Origin of the sequence: Pseudomonas sp. R1-43-08, assembly GCF_003852255.1 — a bacterium.
In the GTDB taxonomy this organism is placed as follows: Bacteria; Pseudomonadota; Gammaproteobacteria; order Pseudomonadales; family Pseudomonadaceae; genus Aquipseudomonas.
The window spans coordinates 4,778,197-4,796,967 of the sequence record NZ_CP027734.1; the positions used below are offsets into that span (position 1 = coordinate 4,778,197).

An 18,771-nucleotide genomic window follows, 5' to 3' on the forward strand; every position below is an offset into this window, starting at 1 on the left:
GACGTCTTTTTTTGTGCCTGCGAGCCAGTAAATACGCGGCCTCCAGCGCTTTTGCGGTCTTTTGAGAGTTTTTGAGTTCCAGCCATTCGGGTATTCCAGAGGGTATTCCATCACATCCGGTGCTAATCTTTGGAATACCGAATCAGTGCCTGAGGAGAATCTCATGCCTGCTCAAAACCTCCGTCTCTCCGATCGACAGCTCAAGGGAGTCAAACCCGCGTCCAAGGATTACGTCCTTACTGACGGTGACGGTTTGCAGCTCCGAGTACGCAGCAACGGTTCGTTGCTGTGGAATTTCAACTACCGCGAACCGGTCACCAAGAAGCGCATCAACATCGGCTTCGGGACCTACCCCGAATTGTCACTCGCTAATGCACGAAAGATGGCAGTCGAAGCCCGCGAGTTACTCGCACAGGGCATCGATCCGAAGGTGCAGCGCAACACGCTGAATGAAGCCAAGCGCGCAGAAACGGAACACACCTTCGAGAACGTGGCTACCGCCTGGTTCGAGCTCAAAAAAGACTCGGTTACCCCGGCCTACGCCGAGGACATTTGGCGGTCGCTCACGCTGCACGTGTTCCCCGATTTGAAGACGACCCCACTCGTGAAAATCACTGCGCCGATGGTGATCGGACTGCTTCGCCCAATCGAAGCGAAAGGCAGCCTGGAAACGGTCAAGCGTCTCAGCCAGCGGCTAAACGAGATCATGACCTACGGCGTCAACTCCGGCCTGATCTTCGCCAACCCACTCACCGGCATCAGGGCAGTATTCAAGAAGCCCAAGAAAGAGAACATGGCTGCGCTTCCGCCAGAAGAGCTCCCGGAGCTCATGCTGGAGATCGCGAACGCCAGTATCAAACGCACGACCCGCTGCCTGATCGAATGGCAGTTGCACACGATGACTCGCCCCGCCGAGGCGGCAACTACTCGCTGGGCAGACATCGACTTTGAAAGGGGTGTCTGGACTATCCCACCGGAGCGGATGAAGAAGCGCCGCCCTCACAGTATCCCGTTGAGTGATCACGCCGTCGCACTGTTGGAGTCACTGAAGACTCACAGCGGCCATCGCGAATACGTCTTCCCGGCAGACAGAAATCCGCGTACCCACGCCAATAGCCAAACGGCCAACATGGCGTTGAAACGCATGGGCTTCCAGGATCGCTTAGTCAGCCACGGCATGCGCTCTATGGCCAGCACCATCTTGAATGAACATGGGTGGGACCCGGAACTCATTGAAGTCGCACTGGCGCATGTCGACAAGGATGAGGTGCGCAGCGCCTACAACCGAGCCGACTACATCGAGCGCCGACGCCCGATGATGGCTTGGTGGAGTGAGTACATCCAGAAAGCTGCCACCGGTAGCCTGCTAGCCTCAGCATACGGTCAAGTCAGGGACAAGAACGTGGTACCGATCCGCTAGCGCTGTACAGGCGCAATAACGGCAGCAACAACAACTAAGCGCTCAAGATTCAGGGCAAGCAGTCTCGTTTAACCGCTTGTAAGCGCGGGTCCTTCCAAACAGGGCTGCAAAGCCGCCCTGTTTGGAAGGACCTCACTTTGAAAAGCTAAAGCCACAACGCTGTCCGGGATTCACCACGGAATTCCATAGGTGGATAAGCTCACTCTAAGTCCTGAGTAACGCTGAATTTCGACCCTTGACCGGGTTTATCCACAGGCGTAGAACTGGCCGTGCAAGCGCTGTCGTTGACAGCACCCCAGGTGGCCCGAACCTTCAAGGCCACGCCGCTCTCGCGGTGGTTCTCCCTAATGGCGATTCGCATCCGGCAGCTCGCCCGGTCACCTTCCCGGTGATGGATGCTCTCTAATCCCTTGGCCCTCGTGCGCCGGCTACAACGTACCTCGCTGCACTGCAGCAACCTATTCGCTTGGCCGATTCTTGCGCCAACCTGTGCCCGTCTCTTTCTTCTGGAAAGAGACGGGCGCTCCTACCGCTGCTGCAGCCCAACTCGTACAAGGCTTTGCGGCATTCCCCCTCGTGACAATCGGCGTGACAAACACCGAAGTCACCAGCAACAGCGGTGCAGATGATGGTGCCGCAGCCCAGGGAATGGGCTGCACCTGACTGACAGTCAGGTATGCCCCGGTCATCGCATCTCTGCCTTCACCTGATTCAGGATCTCGCGGCATTGGCCTCGTCAGCCAATGCAGTCTCCACCCGCCCACCGGAATCGGTGTTCAGGAGGCCAGATCATGAGATGCCCAAGCTCCCGGTCGTAAAGAGCCGTCAGTCCCGCGTTAGTGGACAACCCTCACAGGTCGCAGGGGCCTTGATCCCTGATAACACTCAACATTCTTGGCGGGATGACGTGGGGAAAGTTTTAAAAGTTTTGGCTTCGAGAGGAGTTCGATCATGGCACTGGTGGGCAGGCGAGATGGACGCAATTTTGGCTACGGTCGGCAGTTGAGCTATGCCGGGCCACAGGCATTGAAAGATCTGTTTGGCGGTGGGCATTACGGGACCGTCAAAGCACACGGTGATCGCTGGCAGGCGTTTGTGCACTGGTGTCGCTCGGAGGATGGGCCGGGGTTTAACGATGCCCGGCAAATTGATCGACAGACCCTGCGTGACTATGCCGAACATCTGCGTCACCACGTTGAACAAGGTGAGCTCGCCATCACCACTGCGCAAAATCGATTATCCAGCGTTAACCGGACTATGGCTGCGCTTCGCGGTGATCAGTATGTGAAAGTGCCGCCGAGCAAGGCGCTGGGAATGCGGCGCACCAGTGTTCGCTGCTCGGTGCCGCAAGGCCAAGACCCCGAACACGTGAAGCAGATCGTCGACGCGCTCTGCGAACACAAAATGCTGCGCGCGGCGGCCATCGCTCAGTTAGCGAGAGCCACCGGCATGCGCTTACGCGAGGCCATTTTGGCGGACCTACCGCGTTTAAAACGTGAGGCCGAACACTACGGCAAGATCAACATCCAGAATGGCACCAAAGGTGGACGCGCAGGTGCGTCGGCACCTCGCTGGATCACGGTGAACGATCACATCCGCGGTGCACTGGCATTCGCTCATCATGTCTCGCCCGACGGTAGCCACAACCTGCTTGCACCCAACGAAAGCTACCTCGATTTCCAACGGAGAATCGTCCGTCCTGCACGGGACATCCTCCTTCAGTACAGTCTCAAAGGTTTCCACGAGTTGCGCGCGGCCTATGCATGCGAACGCTATGAACAAATCACCCATCATCCCGCACCTATCAACGATGGCCGTTGCTGCCAGCTCGACCAACACTTTGATAAGGATGCCCGAGTGAGAATCAGCTATGAGCTGGGACACGGCCGTATCGGCGTGGTGTCGGCTTACATTGGTAGTCGAGCATGAGCAAGCCATTCGACATGGAGCTATTCCTAGTAAGCGTCTTGACCGGGTCGTATTCCACGCGCCAACGCCACATTTGTCAGGCGAAGACAATCCAAACAGCAATCGCTGAGCGTTGGAGTCGAGATAATCCATGGACCTGGAGACGCAAACATATTACTTGGTTTCTAATAAACAAAAGAAATGGCCGAAGCGAAGCCACTTGGTATTACTATAAGCTTACAATTAAATTAATAATTAAGCGCCTTGGTAAACAAGACGCTTTAAAGCATAACCCATGACAGATCAGGTCACCCAGCAGGCTTGGTTTTTACCTTTTTACCAGATTTATAACTAGCTCCAACATTTCGAAAATCAAACATATTCATTTCAAAAGACGATATTGATACTTGGTGGGAGCCATGAACATGAGTTATAAGTTTGTCATGTCGCTCCTTATATGGCGCTTTAGCAACCGAACCGCCAAATTCTCCTGTATTGACCAATGCAACATGCTGATACATGTGATAATACAAGGCATCCACCATTGAATCAAATGTGGTCACATCTTGATTTAATGCAACGACCAAGTATGCATCTGACTTATCTTTCAAGTCGGCACTAATCTTAATATCTGTAGCGTCATAGCATACTGACCCTGAAAGCGTGAATCCTTTATCCTTCGGAAATGCTGGATGCACCAACTCAATTAGCAATTGATAAGGACGCCAAGGTTTCACCTTACCGACCTCGTCCTTCATCATATTAAACTTACCCTGAAGCCGGCTTATGAACTTCTTACCCGACGAAAGCTTTTGAGGTATGAGCCATTTCGCTACGTTATTGGGCCCCTCCACACCAGGGAGATTTATAAAAGTTAGACCTGTAAAAATTATTGCCCCAGTCTTATTCGCGAGCTGGTGCAAAATATCAACATCTTGCTCACTAACTGATAACTCCGGCCAAATTATAAGATCTATACTGCTATCCTTGTAGTTTAGGTCATCGATACTACGCTGACTATGAGCCTTGTGTAAAATTAACTCAGCAACAGAAGCTATATGCCTACGATGCCTAGACCTATATTTAGGTGTATCCAACATAAGCCCATGCTCTTGAAAGTCTCCCTTCAACGGCAACAAAGATTGGACCATAACAACTTTTAGCGATTTTTTGTCCTTCTGCCAATCAAAGCTAAGCTTTTCGACATATGCAGGAATACCAGTCATTTTACAGAATAGTTCTTTCTGATATTCCAAGCGTTCAATTGTTAATTTCTGAAGGGCTTTAATATCCCATACTTTTGGCCATTCATAATTTCCCTCATGCAAATTGGTTCCTGGCCATTGCAATAAAGCAAACAGAAGACTGGATACCCAGTTAGACATAGGTGCCGTCTCACCATTCAACGCTTCAGGAGAGTGCATCATGCCTAACTGCCGCTTCATAAAACTCGATCTCAAGCCTATATATCGAGCCTGACTTGAGTCAGCCGGAGTCATTGAAGACCAGTCTACATTGCCCATGAGGCAACTACGCAGAAAGATACCTAACCTATATAGAGGCTTGTGATTATCCTCAATCCATTCCGGTAAAGGAAATATCGGATCCTCATCGAAACCAATCACAATATTGAACCGAACATCCAACGATTGAATCTTACCCCAATTTGAACAAGTTATCTTACAATTACCTAGATCAATATTAGCAGGAAGATCCAACGTATTGTCAGTTAAAGAATTCAAATTGCAATCGAAGTCCCCACCACTCATCAATGCTAGCAACAAAGCAAGAGCGGCATTCTCGTGTGCAAACGGATTATCAGGCCTTTTAACAACCCCAAGAAGGGAAATAGGTCTTCCATTAAAACGGTTAAGGTCGCCCGTGATTGCTAACTGGAATAGGCCCGCCTTTTCCATAACCCCCTTACATTCAGATATCCAACCGCAATCATTATTTTTCGCATAATCAGCTAAAGCAAACAAAAACTCTGGCGACTCTACAGCAATCTTTTTGCAAAAACGGAATACATCTGCTCTATATAGGCCGCCGGCAGGCAGAGGAAACACCTTTACAAAAGATTTTTCTAACAAACAACTGACAGCGCGAACAACCAAGCCCTTGTCGCGTGATAACTGATAGGAGAGAAGTGCATTTGCTACAAAATCAACAGCACTCATTTTTGCTGAGATATTACGATAGCCCTTCATCATTTTTGTAATGATATTAAAGTTATCACTATTCGTATCTTGATCTAAAGGTGAGTCATTCCTAACCAAGCAATAGAACATTGCTTGGTCAAGAAGATTTTTATGCGTAGACGGAGAAGAAATTATCTTAACCGCTAGATTTTGTAGGTGCTCAAAAAAGCCACTTACGTCAGCATGTGCTGGAAACGTCCATTTTTCTTTTGTATGTATTAATGTTGCCGCGTGACGAAAAATCTCTCCCAAGCAATATTGAGCAACTTGCTGCTGTTGGAGTTCGGCCTCACGCTTAGTGACTGACGTTAGCTGGCCCAATACAGGCTTCAGGATTCGTTTATCTGGAAAAAGCTCTAAACCTTTTTTCAACAAAAGAGTTAAAGATGGATCTTTACTCCAACATGAAATAAATTTTCGAGCCATCCGTTCTTGTAAATAATCCCAGGCTCCTGGTTTAGGGCTACCATTCTCGTCTAGTTCCTGCGAAAAGAAACTTCGCTTTTGCTTCAACAAAGCATGAATCTTATTAGCTGAAAATCGTAGCAGCGTGTCATCACGAACGTCATTACTAGGCGCTTCGATAATTGCCAAAGGGTTGGTGTTATCCTGATCCGTTTCGGATGCTCGTAGACTATCCGCCAGACCAATCAATCCCTCCAGATGACCTAGTTGCTCATCCACTTCCGTGGCAGATAGCGGGCCGCTGACCTTGCTTTGAATATCTTTAAGCTTCGTAGAAATCCCAGCACGCTTATATCTAAATTTTTCTATTTTAGTCTTATCATGATTAAATTTCAGGCCAAGCGCTAAAAGATGACCACCTATCTTTTCATCAATTACAGACCTTATTTTTCTTCCGAACGAATGCCGTCATCTACTAAAATAATCAGTCTCATATCGTCGACATAGCGACAATAATCCACAAGATGAATGTTTTCCGAAAGATCCTGACCTATTAGAGTCTGAGCAATCTCATCGAACTTCAAAAGATAAATATTGGCTAGAAACCCACCCACAACCAAACCCTGTGGGATTCCACTTGGAATATTTTCTTGATCACTTTTGCATACTGCTTCATAAATAGCTGGACTAGTTGCATCCCACTTCCAATTAACAAAGCTTGCTAACAACCTCTCAACAATCGGATCCAGATTGTTATCGCACAAGGCTCTAATGCCAGATGCTAACTTGCTACGATCTATATTATCGTAGAATTTAGCTATATCTAAATGAACCTCGAAGACGTGTTGCCCCTTGAGCTTTTGCTGCAGCGCCTCCGCTCCAAAATACAAAGGCCTAGCAAGAAATTTTTGGTAATCCGAAAAGTACTTGCTGTAACTCGTACTGTTACCCCATGCGAATGTCGCATCAGAGTCCTTAAATTGACAATAGAGGCGATTACCATAATTTACTATTTTTTTCTGATGAACCTCATTTAGATGAGTAGCAGTATTTCCTTGACTAGATTCGACCTTATTGACCAAGCACATCATGAGCGCCATCAACAAGCTTTGATCACGAATAGAAACATGAGCTAAAGGTCTAAGTGGCTTCGGAGTTTTTGCCTCCGGACACCATTTATGAGTAGAAACCTCAGATGCGTCAAAACCCCAACCGACCACATCCATATCTAATATATTTAGATTCTGAGCTTTAACAAAAGTCCAACGTTCGGCTTTTGGTGCAGGCACTAGCCGTAAATCGTCGAAAGAAAAGTCTGGACTCTTTAAGTCAGCGAGCCAATGTTCGAGACGTTCATCCAGATCAATTGCCGACCTATCGAGTTCAAAGTTATCAGCATACCAATTCGTCGAGCGAATATACTGATGTGCTTTTTTCCAGGCTTGGGCAAGCACAACTTTATCTGTCAGATACTCGAAGGTAGGCTGCAGCGCACGATATTTATTTGCAAGTAATCCCATTTTTTCATAGCTCAGAAATGTACATCAATCTAGTTTATTTTATTAGTTGCAGACTAATTGAGATCAGCTACGTAACGCACGCATGCCTACCCCGCACAAAACCAGATCAGTCACTGGCCAAAACACGAAATCTAAATGGCTAAATAATATTTGAGCAATGAAAAACTCTAAAAAATATCCCACTCAGCTAACCGTCTAAGGGATAAATTATTAATGGATTAAAATAACGACCTCACATAGGTTGCCTTGCATATTTAGCAGCAACAAGTTCTTTATACTCTATTACTTCGCGCACAACCGAGTGTATATGGTGATTGGTATCAATAGATATCCAATCAGAAGACGTCCCCGAAAACTCACCTTGGCTGCAACGGAGAATCTCATTGTCGCCCCAACTAAACTTTTCTTTAGCCCAGTGCCCTGATGCAATAACTAACCTTGCAAGCTCCTGATGCTGGGCACCTTTGAGGCCCTCTGTCAAAGGGTAACCTCTAGCGATGAATATCTCCTTATCAATTGTATAACGGATCTTTCCGTTCGCATGCGAAGGCCCACCTGTTTCTTTGGAATTAGGCCCGCGGATGCCATAATCACTGAAACCTAGCGACTCTAATCCAGGTTGCACAATAAGAGATCTCCATGCTGACATCTCTTTCCTAAGAACTAAGCCGGTGCTATTTTTGTCTTTAATCGCGGAAGATATAAAAGCAGGAAGTGAACACCCAGCCACCCTAAAATTATTAAATCCAGATCTTTTTAACAGGGCTATTGCTTTTTCCGACTTAAATATAATGTCAGGCACAGTGTGCTTTTGAGAAGATACGTCTCCAAAATCGATCATAACCATTACAAGGATCGGATCAAGATCCAAAGTATCAGTTATCTCGCTCAGACGCTCTAATACAAATTCTTCCTCAGAGAGTTCCTCCACCGTATCCGAATCCATAACAAGGCGCAGAACAAAATCACACCCTGAGGCTAGCCGAGCCCCACGAAGCGCATTAACGTAAACAGGATCATCCCATCGAACATAATCAACAACTAGATTAGCTGTGACACGAAATGACTCCAACTGATTCCGTAGAAATGGAATCACATGCTCGCCACCCTCTGTTTGAGCACTGGTAGACCACTTCGGCATATCTAAGAAAATTTCACGAGTCTTCCAAACCGTGGAGATCTCCGCAGCAATACCGCTCAAGTAGGATTCAATTGGAGGAAACAGCTGACCGCTAAGCTTTTCAAGCTTATCGTCGTTAATTGGTGAAATATCGAACCAAGGTATAACTTTCTCCGCTGCGAACTTCTTTAGCTCTGCAAGAGCGGTGAGCTCACCGGGTTTTGCTTTCAAAATTGGGACGTAAACAAGTTTCATAACTCACCATTAGAATGATTAGAAAGTAGTTTTCTAACTTCACCACGCCCCAACAAATCAGAAAACAACTGGTAGTTTTCTTTTTCTCGTTGGATTCTCCCTGCGATGATCGCAGGATGTATTTTTAATTCTCTGGATAACTTATCTATACTTTCTCTGCTGGGGTCCAAATAGGCGCCGGATCGTTTCCAAGTTACCCTAGGGATACAGGCCTCTCTTGCTATTCGATTTGCCTCCGCTTCTCTTCTGTCTTCTGAAGAAGCATCTAAATCATCCAGGAAAGCCTCTTCATTTCCTATATGCTTCCATATATGCGCAACTTCGTGAAGCAACGTGAACCAGAAGTTATCTAATCGGTCGTACCTAAGTGTCAAGCCTATCACGGGGGTTCCGTCTACATCCTTCAATGCGGCACCATCTAACATAGTACCCTTCAGATGCGGTTCAATTATCACTGCTATACCATGTTTTTTAAGGAACTCGATAGCAAGGAGAGGTCCATTTTCAAACCAACTTAGCTGGGCCAAATCCTTCAAAAATGAACTCGACAGCTTACTTTGGTCAAATGCACCTAAAAGGTGGCTACTCTCTCTAGCGCGCTGAATAACTCTAAGAAGCCATACATACAAAGAATATTTGGTAGTCGGTGAGTATGCATCACCTAATGGCGTACGCCTGAATGCGGCCTCCCCAAACTGCCATCCTATAAGTGACACAAATTCCCGAAGCGTCTCTTCAGTAGTTTTGGAAGCTTTACCTATAGCTTTATCAATCCATCCCCTAGCGACCATTTCTTTCACTGGGAATCGAGACCAGTCAACTTCGTCCGTCGATTTTTTTTCTTCTGTATGGGACAATCCAAGTAAGGTCTCTGCCGAAATCCCCAATCCAACTGAAAGAGCTTTTATCATAGGAACAGTCAGCGGGCGTTTGCGACCCAGAACTTCTGACACCCGGCTCCTAGTCCCAAAGTAAGGAATCAGATCCGCTTGTTTTAAATTTCTTTCGTGCATCCTAAACAGAATTGCATCGATTGGGTCGGGGGCATCAATCGGATGTTTTTTATTCTCATAATCCTCAATAAGAAGAATCAGGACCTCAAGGCGATTACTTTCCGAAGAACCAGGTTTAGGCATCATTGACATCAGCCTATCCACCTCACTCAGATAAGCTCGGTGCTGTTCTTCTGTTCTTATGACCTTAGTGTCCATCAATTTCTTCTGCACCTAATAGCGCGGTTATGAGCGCGATTTTTTGAGGAAACACAATTTTCACCTCTAACCAGCACTTTGCTAAATTCACTTCAAAAATAAAAACACCGGTCTTCCGCTCTCTTGCCGAGGGAAATTGATCAAAGAGATCAGCGTCCTGCGTCCACACCGCATGGATAATTTCAGCTACCCATGCGCTGACCCACGTGTCGATTTCTGGTCCGCGCCCTCTCAACCTATCGAGTATGTCCTTACCAACCAGATGCATAGTAATGTTCCCAATTTGGGATCAATATAAATCCCTTCCGAACGCGCGTCAACCGCATAAATTCCCAAAACGGGAACACCATGAGTATCCTCATGGTAGCGTTTTATCATCACCCCCAACAAGCTGCTGAATCTGTGGGGGATATGGAGGTGCATGGTTAGAGAAAGTCGCAGAGGATTCAGAGCGTGGGGGATCAACAGACTCAAAATTTTCACGCCGTCATGTCATGACATACGCTTGGAATCAAACGAAAAAATCTATAAACGTCTGTGTCGTAGGTGGCTATGGACATCTTCTGGAACGCTATAGAAAACATGAGATTTGGTAGACGCCTTTTAAAGACGAGACGTGGATGACGTACCGGCTTCGACTCCAACAAGATCCATAACTAGCTGATTTATTTATAGTTACTGGTCGGGGTACGCCAAATTTTCCACCGACGTCTAAACCCGCAGGAAACCTGGCCTCGCCAAAAGCTACCGTTCGTCTGGTGCCGCCTCAATGACTCCGTGCGCCGCCACCAACCGCGACATCGGTCATCGACGGAATTACCCTGTGTCGCCGCGACAGTCACTGCTCTGTCGCCACGTGCCAGGCCAGAAACGGCGCAGGTTGTCGCCAGCGTCACCGCTCCACAATTGGAGCCTGCCGACCTCGCACAGCTAGTTGAAGCAGTTGCAAGATGAAGGGGCTTTGTTGCAACACCAGGAGAACGCCCTCCTCATCCGCCTAGCAAACTGGCGGCAATTGGACAACGTCAGCCCCCACTGGAAAGCGTTGCCGCCCTATCTGCAAACAATCGAACAGGGTGAACAACAGGACGCTGGTTGGTGGGCATGACAGTCGCCGAGGCCAACTGAGCTACGCCCGCCGACAGGCACTGGAAGACCTGTTTGTAGCCGGCCTACTTCGCCACGCTCAAAGGATATAGCGAACGCTGGCAAGCAATTCGGCCAGCAGACAGCGTGTTAGAGAAAAACACAAAAATAACCCGCGCAAACAACGAAAACTCTTACAATCCAAGGCCGGATTTCCTACAATTTTTTTGCCCCACTGATACCCAAGAGATAGCCCCGTGAGTGACTCAGACAGCTCATCCGCGCCACTGGTTGACGTAGTGAAGCTTGCCGCATCCCTTCAGCGTTTCGCAGATGATCGCGACTGGCAGCAGTTCCACTCCCCCAAAAATCTCATCCTGGCTCTCACTGGCGAGGTAGGAGAGCTGTGCGAGATTTTCCAATGGATGAGCGATGCCGACTCGCTCTCCGCAGCAACAGATCCCGAGATCGGCCAAGCCGTTAAGGACGAATTGGCAGACGTACTGATGTACCTGGTTCGCCTGAGCAGCGTACTCGGCGTTGACCTCAACGAAGCGGTGACACGGAAACTGGCCTCAAACGGCCAGAAATATCCCGTGGATAAAGCCAGAAGCAACAGCAAGAAGTACGACCGACTCTGACCAACCCGAATCTAAGGACAACCCGTGATCGTTTACGCTGCGACCAAACAGCAATTTCTAAAAGACAACGATAACGATGATATCGAGGACGTGATCCTCAGGCATTACAAGGAAGCCACCGGCAAGAACGTTGGCAGGTCGGAAATCAGGTCGTGGCAAGGATCGCTAACGTACATGGCCAAGGTCCTTCGGGATGAAGGCCTGCCGAGCGACGCGGGCCTGGCCATTGAGCTGCACATTCCGCAGTCGTCGAAGCGCATCGATTTTCTGCTCACCGGTCGCGACGAAAATCAGGCAAAAAAAGCCGTCTTGATCGAATTAAAACAATGGAGCAAGGCCAGCGCCACTACCAAGGATGCCATCGTCAAAACGGCATTGGGTGGTGGCCTCGTTGAGACCATTCACCCGTCCTATCAAGTATGGTCATACGCCGCGCTGCTGGAGGGCTTCAACGAGGCGGTGTATGACAAAAGCATCGAGATCCGTCCGTGTGCCTACCTTCATAACTACGTCAGCGACGGCATCATCGACTCAGCTCACTACGAGCCCCACATCAGCAAAGCCCCACTGTTCCTGAAAGGGCCGGAGGAGCTCACCAAACTCAGAAGCTTCCTGAAAAAGCATATTGCTCACGGCGACAACAAAGAGGTTCTCTACGAACTGTCCGATGGGAAAATCCGTCCGTCCAAAGCGCTAGCCGAGGCCCTCGAAGGGCTGATGACAGGCAAGCCGGAGTTCGTATTGATTGACGATCAAAAAGCAATTTTTGAATCAGCGCTTGCGGCAGCAAGCGAAGCCTCGGACCAGGCACCAAAGGTGCTGATCATTGAGGGGGGCCCGGGCACCGGAAAAACTGTTCTGGCTATCAATTTACTGGTGAGGCTCACAGAATTGAGGTTGTTAAGCAAATATGTCTCGAAGAATGCCGCCCCACGCAAGGTCTACGAAAGCAAACTGGTTGGCACCATCAAACGCAGCCATTTCTCGAATTTCTTTTCAGGCTCTGGAGCGTTCATCGACACTGAGCCCAACACATTCGATGCGCTTATCGTGGACGAAGCCCACCGGCTGAATGAGAAAAGCGGGCTTTATGGGAACCTTGGCGAAAACCAGATCAAGGAGCTGATTGAATCAGCGAAATGCTCAATTTTCTTCATCGATGAAGATCAGCGTGTGACCCTGAGCGACATAGGCAGCAAGCAGGCAATACGCGCCTTTGCCAAAGCCAAGGGTGCTGTGGTCGAGGAATATGTGCTGTCTTCACAGTTTCGCTGCAGTGGTTCTGACGGTTACATGGCATGGCTGGATGACGTGCTTGGCATTCGCTCGACAGCAAATCCGACGCTCAACATTTCGGAGTACGAGTTCAAGGTATTCGACTCACCTCAGGCACTGCATGACGCCATTGACGAGAAAAACCATGGAAACAAGGCTCGTGTGGTCGCGGGCTATTGCTGGCCTTGGCTCAGCAAGAAAGATTCCAAGGCCACTGACATCGTTATCGGCAATGACTACGCACGCCAATGGAATCTGGATCAGGATGGCAGCTTGTGGATCATCGCTGAGAATTCCATTGAACAGGTCGGTTGTATCCACACCTGCCAAGGGCTGGAAGTTGATTATATTGGAGTGATCATCGGACCAGATCTGGTCGTGCGTGATGGGCAGGTGGTAACGTCGCCGCATGAGCGAGATAAGAACGACAAATCGATTCGTGGCTGGAAGAAGTTGATGAAGGAGCAACCTGCTCTGGCGCAGCAAGATACAGACCTGATCATCAAAAACACGTATCGAACATTGATGACTCGTGGGATGAAAGGCTGCTACCTATACTGTACTGATCAGGAGACCGCGCAATACTTTGAGAGCCGACTTGCCAGGCACAGTAACGGCTAATGCGCCCTCCGGTAGGATGTCACTATCCAGGATTCAGCCTCACAAAAAAACGTAGGTTGAACACAGTAGAAAACTAAGGCTCGATTACCCATCGCCCGCGCAACATGCCTTTCAGCTCATCAACGCTCAGAGTCATATGCCGCTTGCGATGGACCACCGCGTGACAGTTCGCGCACAACGTAACGAGGTCAGTCTCAGGATTCACGGCTTTCTCACCACCGAAGTCCGAAATCGGCACTATATGGTGAACGTGAATGAACCCCTTCGCGTGCTCGCCGTACGCCTGTTCGAAATCAATGCCACATGCCTTGCAGTCAAGGCCGTGGATAGCAATGGCCTTCACCCTCAGATCTTTCCGGCGCTCGTAGCGGGTTCCAAAGTAACTTAATTTGCTGCCTTCATTGGCCGATTCGAAGGTCAATGGATCGCCTTCGAAATTCGGTGCGACCTGGTCAGCCTGGGAAGACAGGAGCTTCGCATGACTTAGGATTGCATCGTAATCCAGTTGGGAAATGGACCGAACCCCGTCACGCCAATAGTTGTTCACTCGAGTAGCGGGGATCGTCTCTAGGTACACTCCGTTAATTTTCGAGGGGATAGCGCCTTCAAACGGAGTGAAGTTTTCGATCAAAGCAAAAAGGTCACCCTTATCACTCCTCCGGTCTGCGTAGACCTTGCCGATGCGTGCCATACCAAAATAATGCGGATCGGCGCTGAGGCGGACAGAAGCAAAAATTTTGTCCGTGATGCGTCCTTTGTAATAGATCACTTCGGTTCCTTCAGCAAGCCAGGCTTGGTACCGCTTGGGGAAGTGATAGACAGCACCGGTTTCGTCTTGCCATTGCGATGTGTCGTTTTCAACGATGACTGCGGGCATTCCATTTCCTCTAGACTGATGGCGAAAGCCTACCAAAAATGAGGAAGTTTCTTACAAGATATTTAAGATTTACATCCTTGCTTAACGTCAGCTCCGCTCTGGTGAACTCACACCACCGATCGTGGTGAGTATCGCCCGGTAGAGCGGTATTCCAATTGGTATTCCAGCAAAAATTTAAGATTATTATTCTTTATATAAATTAATAAGATGGGAAAGCTTTTCAGCTTCCCCCGGCCCATCAATTCGAAGCATCGACAAAACCCGCCTAGCGCAGGTTTTGTTGTTTCTAGTGTTCGAAAAGCCCAGCAGGCGGGCCTTCAGAATTTTCCTTCAACATGCCACGCCCTCGATGAACTGGCACACCCTCCTCCATCACGCTACCTTTCCCACGTCGCTGCTCATCAGCGACCGGCTTTGACAGGCCGAAAAGTGTAACCTTTCACACCCCCTTGGTAAGACGGCATGCTTTACGCATTCCGCCTCGTTCATGGTGGCTGTGCGTGGGGCATCTTCGGGTGCGCCGGGTTCCTACACTTCCGGTCTGTCAACCCGCGTACAGCTGCCACCCAATCCTGTTTGACAGCAGGGGGCGGTAGCTCCTTAAACAGTGTGGGAGCTTCATCATGAAAAAGATCACCCCCAATCCCCCAACAACCCTCTTCACCCTCGCCCCAGACATCCCCGCCGAAACCCTCCTCATCCAAGCCAGTGAAACCCTCGCCTCGCTGAACGCCATGACCACCGATCTGGCCTTTGAACTGGAAGGCTCGCACCGCCAAAAGCTGCTGGGAGCTCAGCAACTGATCGTGCTGGGTGAGTTACTGCTGGAGCGGATGCTGGACACTCAGGTATTCACTATGCAACCGCCTGGCGCAAATCCATAAACCATCCCTGTCAGCTGAACGACCAACCCGTACCTATGGCGAGCAAGCTCCCTCGCCACAGGTACGCTATTGAACCCAACGCTCCGCCGCCTCCTATTCCCCGTCAACCAACCGCCCATAGACCCCATCGATCAACCAGTCGCTAAGAGTGATTAGACGCCCGCAGAAAACACCGTTAGCCTCGCCTGAATCACCCGCCTATAAGCGCCAGGGTATATACCCAACGTCGCCGCCGAGGTTTTTAGTGACCGATCAAATCCTGATGGATAGTTTTTCGCGCCGGGTCGACTACCTCAGGATGTCGGTGACCGACCGTTGCGATTTCCGTTGTGTGTATTGCATGGCCGAAGACATGGAGTTCCTGCCGCGCCAGCAGATTCTGTCGCTGGAGGAGCTGTACCAACTGGCGCAGAGTTTTGTCGCGCTGGGCACGCGCAAGATCCGCCTGACCGGCGGTGAACCCTTGGTTCGTCAGGGCGTGGTGGACCTGTGCAAGCGCATTGCCGCGCTGCCCGGTCTGCGCGAGTTGTGCATGACCACCAACGGTTCGCAACTGGGCAAGCTCGCCGCGCCGTTGTTCGATGCCGGGCTCAAGCGCTTGAACATCAGCCTCGACAGCCTGGACCCCAAGCGCTTTCGTGAACTGACGCGCACCGGTGACTTGGCCAAGGTGATCGAGGGTATCGATGCAGCGAATGCCGCGGGTTTTCAGCGCACCAAGCTCAATTGCGTGGTGATGCAAGGTCGCAACGATCACGAAATCAACGACCTCGTGGCCTTCGCCATCGATCGCGGCCTGGATATTTCATTTATCGAAGAAATGCCAATGGGCGTGATCAGCGAACATAGCCGTGCCGAGGCGTTTTATTCCAGCGCGCAGGTACGCGCGCGTATCGCCGAACGTTACACGCTGATCGACTCCGCAGAATCCACCCAGGGGCCGTCGCGCTATTGGCGCCTGGCCGAAGCGCCGCATATTCGCCTGGGCTTTATTTCACCCCACAGCCACAACTTTTGCGGCACCTGCAACCGCGTGCGGTTGACGGTCGAAGGCCGGCTGTTGCTGTGCCTGGGCAACGAGCATTCGGTCGACCTCAAGGCGGTACTGCGGCGCTATCCGGGCGAGCCGCAACGTTTGGAGCGCGCGATTGTGGAGTCGATGAAACTCAAGCCGTATCGGCACAATTTCACCCTCGACGATGAGGTGCAGGTGGTGCGCTTCATGAACATGACGGGCGGCTGACCGGCCCGGTTTCAACCCATTGCACTAGGCTATTTCCATGATCGTCAGAGCCAAACCCAACCTGATCGGTGTACTGACGTCGCTCAAGGGCTCCGTGGCCCGGCGCATCGCACTGCGCAGCCTGCTGGTGACACTGCTGGCCTCGGTGATTGTGCTGGTGGAAACCCTTCATCCGGCCTACTTCTCCAAGGTCAACGCCACGCCGTTCACGCTGCTGGGCTTGTCGCTTTCGATCTTCATGAGTTTTCGCAACAACGCCTGCTATGACCGCTGGTACGAAGGGCGCAAAGCGCTCGGCGCCATGCTGATGGATGTGCGCGCCATGATCCGGGAAACCCAGGTGATCCAGGACGCTCGTCAGCGCAGCGAGATCCTGCGCAACCTGTGCGGGTTCGCCCATGCGTTGAACGCCAGGTTGCGCCATGAGGACGAGCCCAGCGCGGCAGCCCCCTGGCTCGACACGCCGCCGCCGGCCAATACGCCGAATATCCCGGAAAGCATTGTCGGTCGCGTCACCCAACAATGTTCGGCGCTGGTCGAATCCGGGAGCCTCAGCGAATGGCGCTATCAGCTGATGGCCGGCCACTTGAGCAGCCTGACCCGCACGCAAACCATTTGCGAGCGCATCAAAAGTACCCCGCTGCCCTTCCCGTATACGCTCCTGTTGCACCGCACCAGCTACATGTTCTGCATCTTGCTGCCCTTCGCCATGGCCGAACCCTTGGGTTGGCTGACGCCGGTGTTCACTGCCATCGTGAGCTACACGTTTTTTGGCCTAGACGCGATTGGCGACGAGTTGGAAGACCCCTTCGGCTACGACGAAAACGACCTGCCGACCAACGCCATCGTGCGCACCATCGAACGCGAAGTGCTGCACGCCAACGGCGCGACAGAACTGCCGCCTGTCCTTCAGCCCGTCGACTGTGTACTCAATTGAAGCCGTACACACAACGCATCCGACGTTACGCTCATGTCTTTCTCCGGCAGGCCGCCATCAATCGATTGCCATGAGGCTCAAGCGCCTAAACAATGGCTGCCTAATTGTTACGGCTGACTGGCAGGTGTGTTGATGGACATAAAGCAACTCAAATTCCTGATCGCGCTGGAGCAAACCCGTCATTTCGGCCAGGCGGCTGCGCGCTGCCATATCACCCAGCCGACGCTGTCGATGCGCCTGCGCAACCTGGAGGATGAACTGGGCCTGGAGTTGGTCACCCGGGGCCAGCGCTTCGAAGGGTTCACCGAGGCCGGTGAGCGTGTGCTGGCCTGGGCCAGAACCCTGCTTGCCGCCCATGACGGGCTGTTCGCCGAAGCGGCGGCGTGTCGCGGCCAGTTGGTGGGTAACTTGCGCCTGGGCCTGGTGCCGCTCAGCGGTTTCAACCCGATCAGCTACATCCAGGGCCTGTCCCACACCTTCCCGGAACTCAAGTTCAGCCTGACCTCCATGAGTTCGGACAAGATCATCGAAGCGCTGGGCACCAATCAGCTGGACCTGGGGGTGTGTTACCTGGACCACGTAAACTCCAGCTACCTGGATTTTTTTGAACTGGGCAAAACCCGCGTCGGCCTGCTGTACGACACGCGCCACTTCCACTTCGAAGGCACCGAAATGAGCTGGGAAGACGCCGCCCAATTGCCCCTGGGGATGATCAGCACGGGCATGCACTATCGAAAGTCCATTGACCTGAGCTTCCGCAGCCGCGGCCTCGCCCCCCAGCCGATACTCGAAAGCGATTCAACCTATCAGCTGTTCCAGGCAATCCACGAAGGCTTTTGCTGCGCAATCATGCCGCTGGACAGCGCCCTGGAAAGCCCGATCGAAAACCTCGCGTTTATCAACCTGCCGGACGCCAGCGTGCTCGCGCCACTGGGCATGGTGATGCGCAAAACCGAACCGCGCTCGGCGATTGCTGAGAAGTGTTTTGCTGAGGCTAAGAGATTGTTTGCTGCCAAAGACGCGGTTTAACGTGTCGGAGCACAGTACCCAATAAGGCGATATACCTTTAAATAAATCACCGGAAAGCTCCTACAAGTTGGCGTGCATCAGGTGAACTGGCGTGGAATGAATTGTACGGATACGCTTTGGACTACAGCTCGTCCCCCCAAG

The 18,771-nt window shown here is 50.8% G+C and carries 14 protein-coding genes; 8 read left to right on the forward strand and 6 right to left on the reverse strand.

From position 1 onward, the window contains the following. Positions 1-163: 163 nt before the first annotated feature. Positions 164-1,420, forward strand: a complete 1,257-nt coding sequence (locus C4J87_RS21910) for an integrase domain-containing protein (protein ID WP_055128739.1) — start codon at positions 164-166, stop codon at positions 1,418-1,420. A gap of 951 nt (positions 1,421-2,371) precedes the next feature. Next, positions 2,372-3,349, forward strand: coding sequence for an integrase domain-containing protein (locus C4J87_RS21920; RefSeq protein ID WP_124368392.1), 978 nt, complete (start codon positions 2,372-2,374; stop codon positions 3,347-3,349). Positions 3,350-3,636: 287 nt separating this feature from the next. On the opposite strand, the gene C4J87_RS21930 is transcribed toward C4J87_RS21920, so the two are convergent. The 5 genes from C4J87_RS21930 to C4J87_RS21950 form a co-directional block, all read right to left on the reverse strand. Next, complete coding sequence (locus C4J87_RS21930) at positions 3,637-6,210, reverse strand: hypothetical protein (RefSeq protein ID WP_124368394.1); 2,574 nt, start codon at positions 6,208-6,210, stop codon at positions 3,637-3,639. A 164-nt stretch (positions 6,211-6,374) separates the two neighbouring features. Then, positions 6,375-7,451 (reverse strand): RNA-directed DNA polymerase, encoded by a 1,077-nt coding sequence (locus C4J87_RS21935; protein WP_124368395.1) that lies wholly within the window; start codon positions 7,449-7,451, stop codon positions 6,375-6,377. Between the two features lie 232 nt (positions 7,452-7,683). Beyond that, positions 7,684-8,826 carry a beta family protein gene (locus C4J87_RS21940; RefSeq protein ID WP_124368396.1) on the reverse strand — a complete coding sequence of 381 codons (1,143 nt, stop codon included), beginning with the start codon at positions 8,824-8,826 and terminating at the stop codon, positions 7,684-7,686. Further along, a complete protein-coding gene (locus tag C4J87_RS21945; RefSeq protein ID WP_124368397.1) occupies positions 8,823-10,037 on the reverse strand; it encodes an ImmA/IrrE family metallo-endopeptidase in 1,215 nt (404 codons plus the stop codon). The genes C4J87_RS21940 and C4J87_RS21945 overlap by 4 nt, the downstream gene beginning before the upstream one ends. Further along, a complete protein-coding gene (locus C4J87_RS21950) occupies positions 10,027-10,305 on the reverse strand; it encodes a type II toxin-antitoxin system HigB family toxin (protein WP_124368398.1) in 279 nt (92 codons plus the stop codon). Before C4J87_RS21950 ends, C4J87_RS21945 begins: the two co-directional genes overlap by 11 nt. 1,075 nt (positions 10,306-11,380) lie before the next feature. Between C4J87_RS21950 and C4J87_RS21960 the strand changes: the two genes are divergently transcribed. Both C4J87_RS21960 and C4J87_RS21965 read left to right on the forward strand, forming a co-directional pair. Further along, positions 11,381-11,764 (forward strand): nucleotide pyrophosphohydrolase, encoded by a 384-nt coding sequence (locus tag C4J87_RS21960; RefSeq protein WP_103387517.1) that lies wholly within the window; start codon positions 11,381-11,383, stop codon positions 11,762-11,764. A 24-nt stretch (positions 11,765-11,788) separates the two neighbouring features. Next, positions 11,789-13,660: a DUF2075 domain-containing protein gene (locus C4J87_RS21965; protein WP_124368399.1), complete on the forward strand. Its 1,872-nt coding sequence runs from the start codon at positions 11,789-11,791 to the stop codon at positions 13,658-13,660. A gap of 73 nt (positions 13,661-13,733) precedes the next feature. On the opposite strand, the gene C4J87_RS21970 is transcribed toward C4J87_RS21965, so the two are convergent. Continuing rightward, positions 13,734-14,537, reverse strand: a complete 804-nt coding sequence (locus tag C4J87_RS21970) for an HNH endonuclease (protein WP_124368400.1) — start codon at positions 14,535-14,537, stop codon at positions 13,734-13,736. A 623-nt stretch (positions 14,538-15,160) separates the two neighbouring features. Between C4J87_RS21970 and C4J87_RS21975 the strand changes: the two genes are divergently transcribed. The 4 genes from C4J87_RS21975 to C4J87_RS21990 all read left to right on the forward strand — a co-directional run bounded on the left by C4J87_RS21975 (position 15,161) and on the right by C4J87_RS21990 (position 18,630). Continuing rightward, the gene (locus C4J87_RS21975) at positions 15,161-15,421 is read left to right on the forward strand and encodes a DUF6124 family protein (RefSeq protein ID WP_124368401.1); all 261 of its coding nucleotides are present in this window, start codon (positions 15,161-15,163) and stop codon (positions 15,419-15,421) included. Between the two features lie 262 nt (positions 15,422-15,683). Next, on the forward strand, positions 15,684-16,664 hold the full coding sequence (moaA, locus tag C4J87_RS21980; protein WP_372238445.1) for a GTP 3',8-cyclase MoaA: 981 nt from the start codon (positions 15,684-15,686) through the stop codon (positions 16,662-16,664). Positions 16,665-16,701: 37 nt separating this feature from the next. After that, entirely contained in the window at positions 16,702-17,601 is a 900-nt protein-coding gene (locus tag C4J87_RS21985; protein WP_124368403.1) for a bestrophin family protein, read from the forward strand. A 132-nt stretch (positions 17,602-17,733) separates the two neighbouring features. After that, a complete protein-coding gene (locus tag C4J87_RS21990; RefSeq protein WP_124368404.1) occupies positions 17,734-18,630 on the forward strand; it encodes a LysR family transcriptional regulator in 897 nt (298 codons plus the stop codon). Positions 18,631-18,771 lie beyond the last annotated feature (141 nt).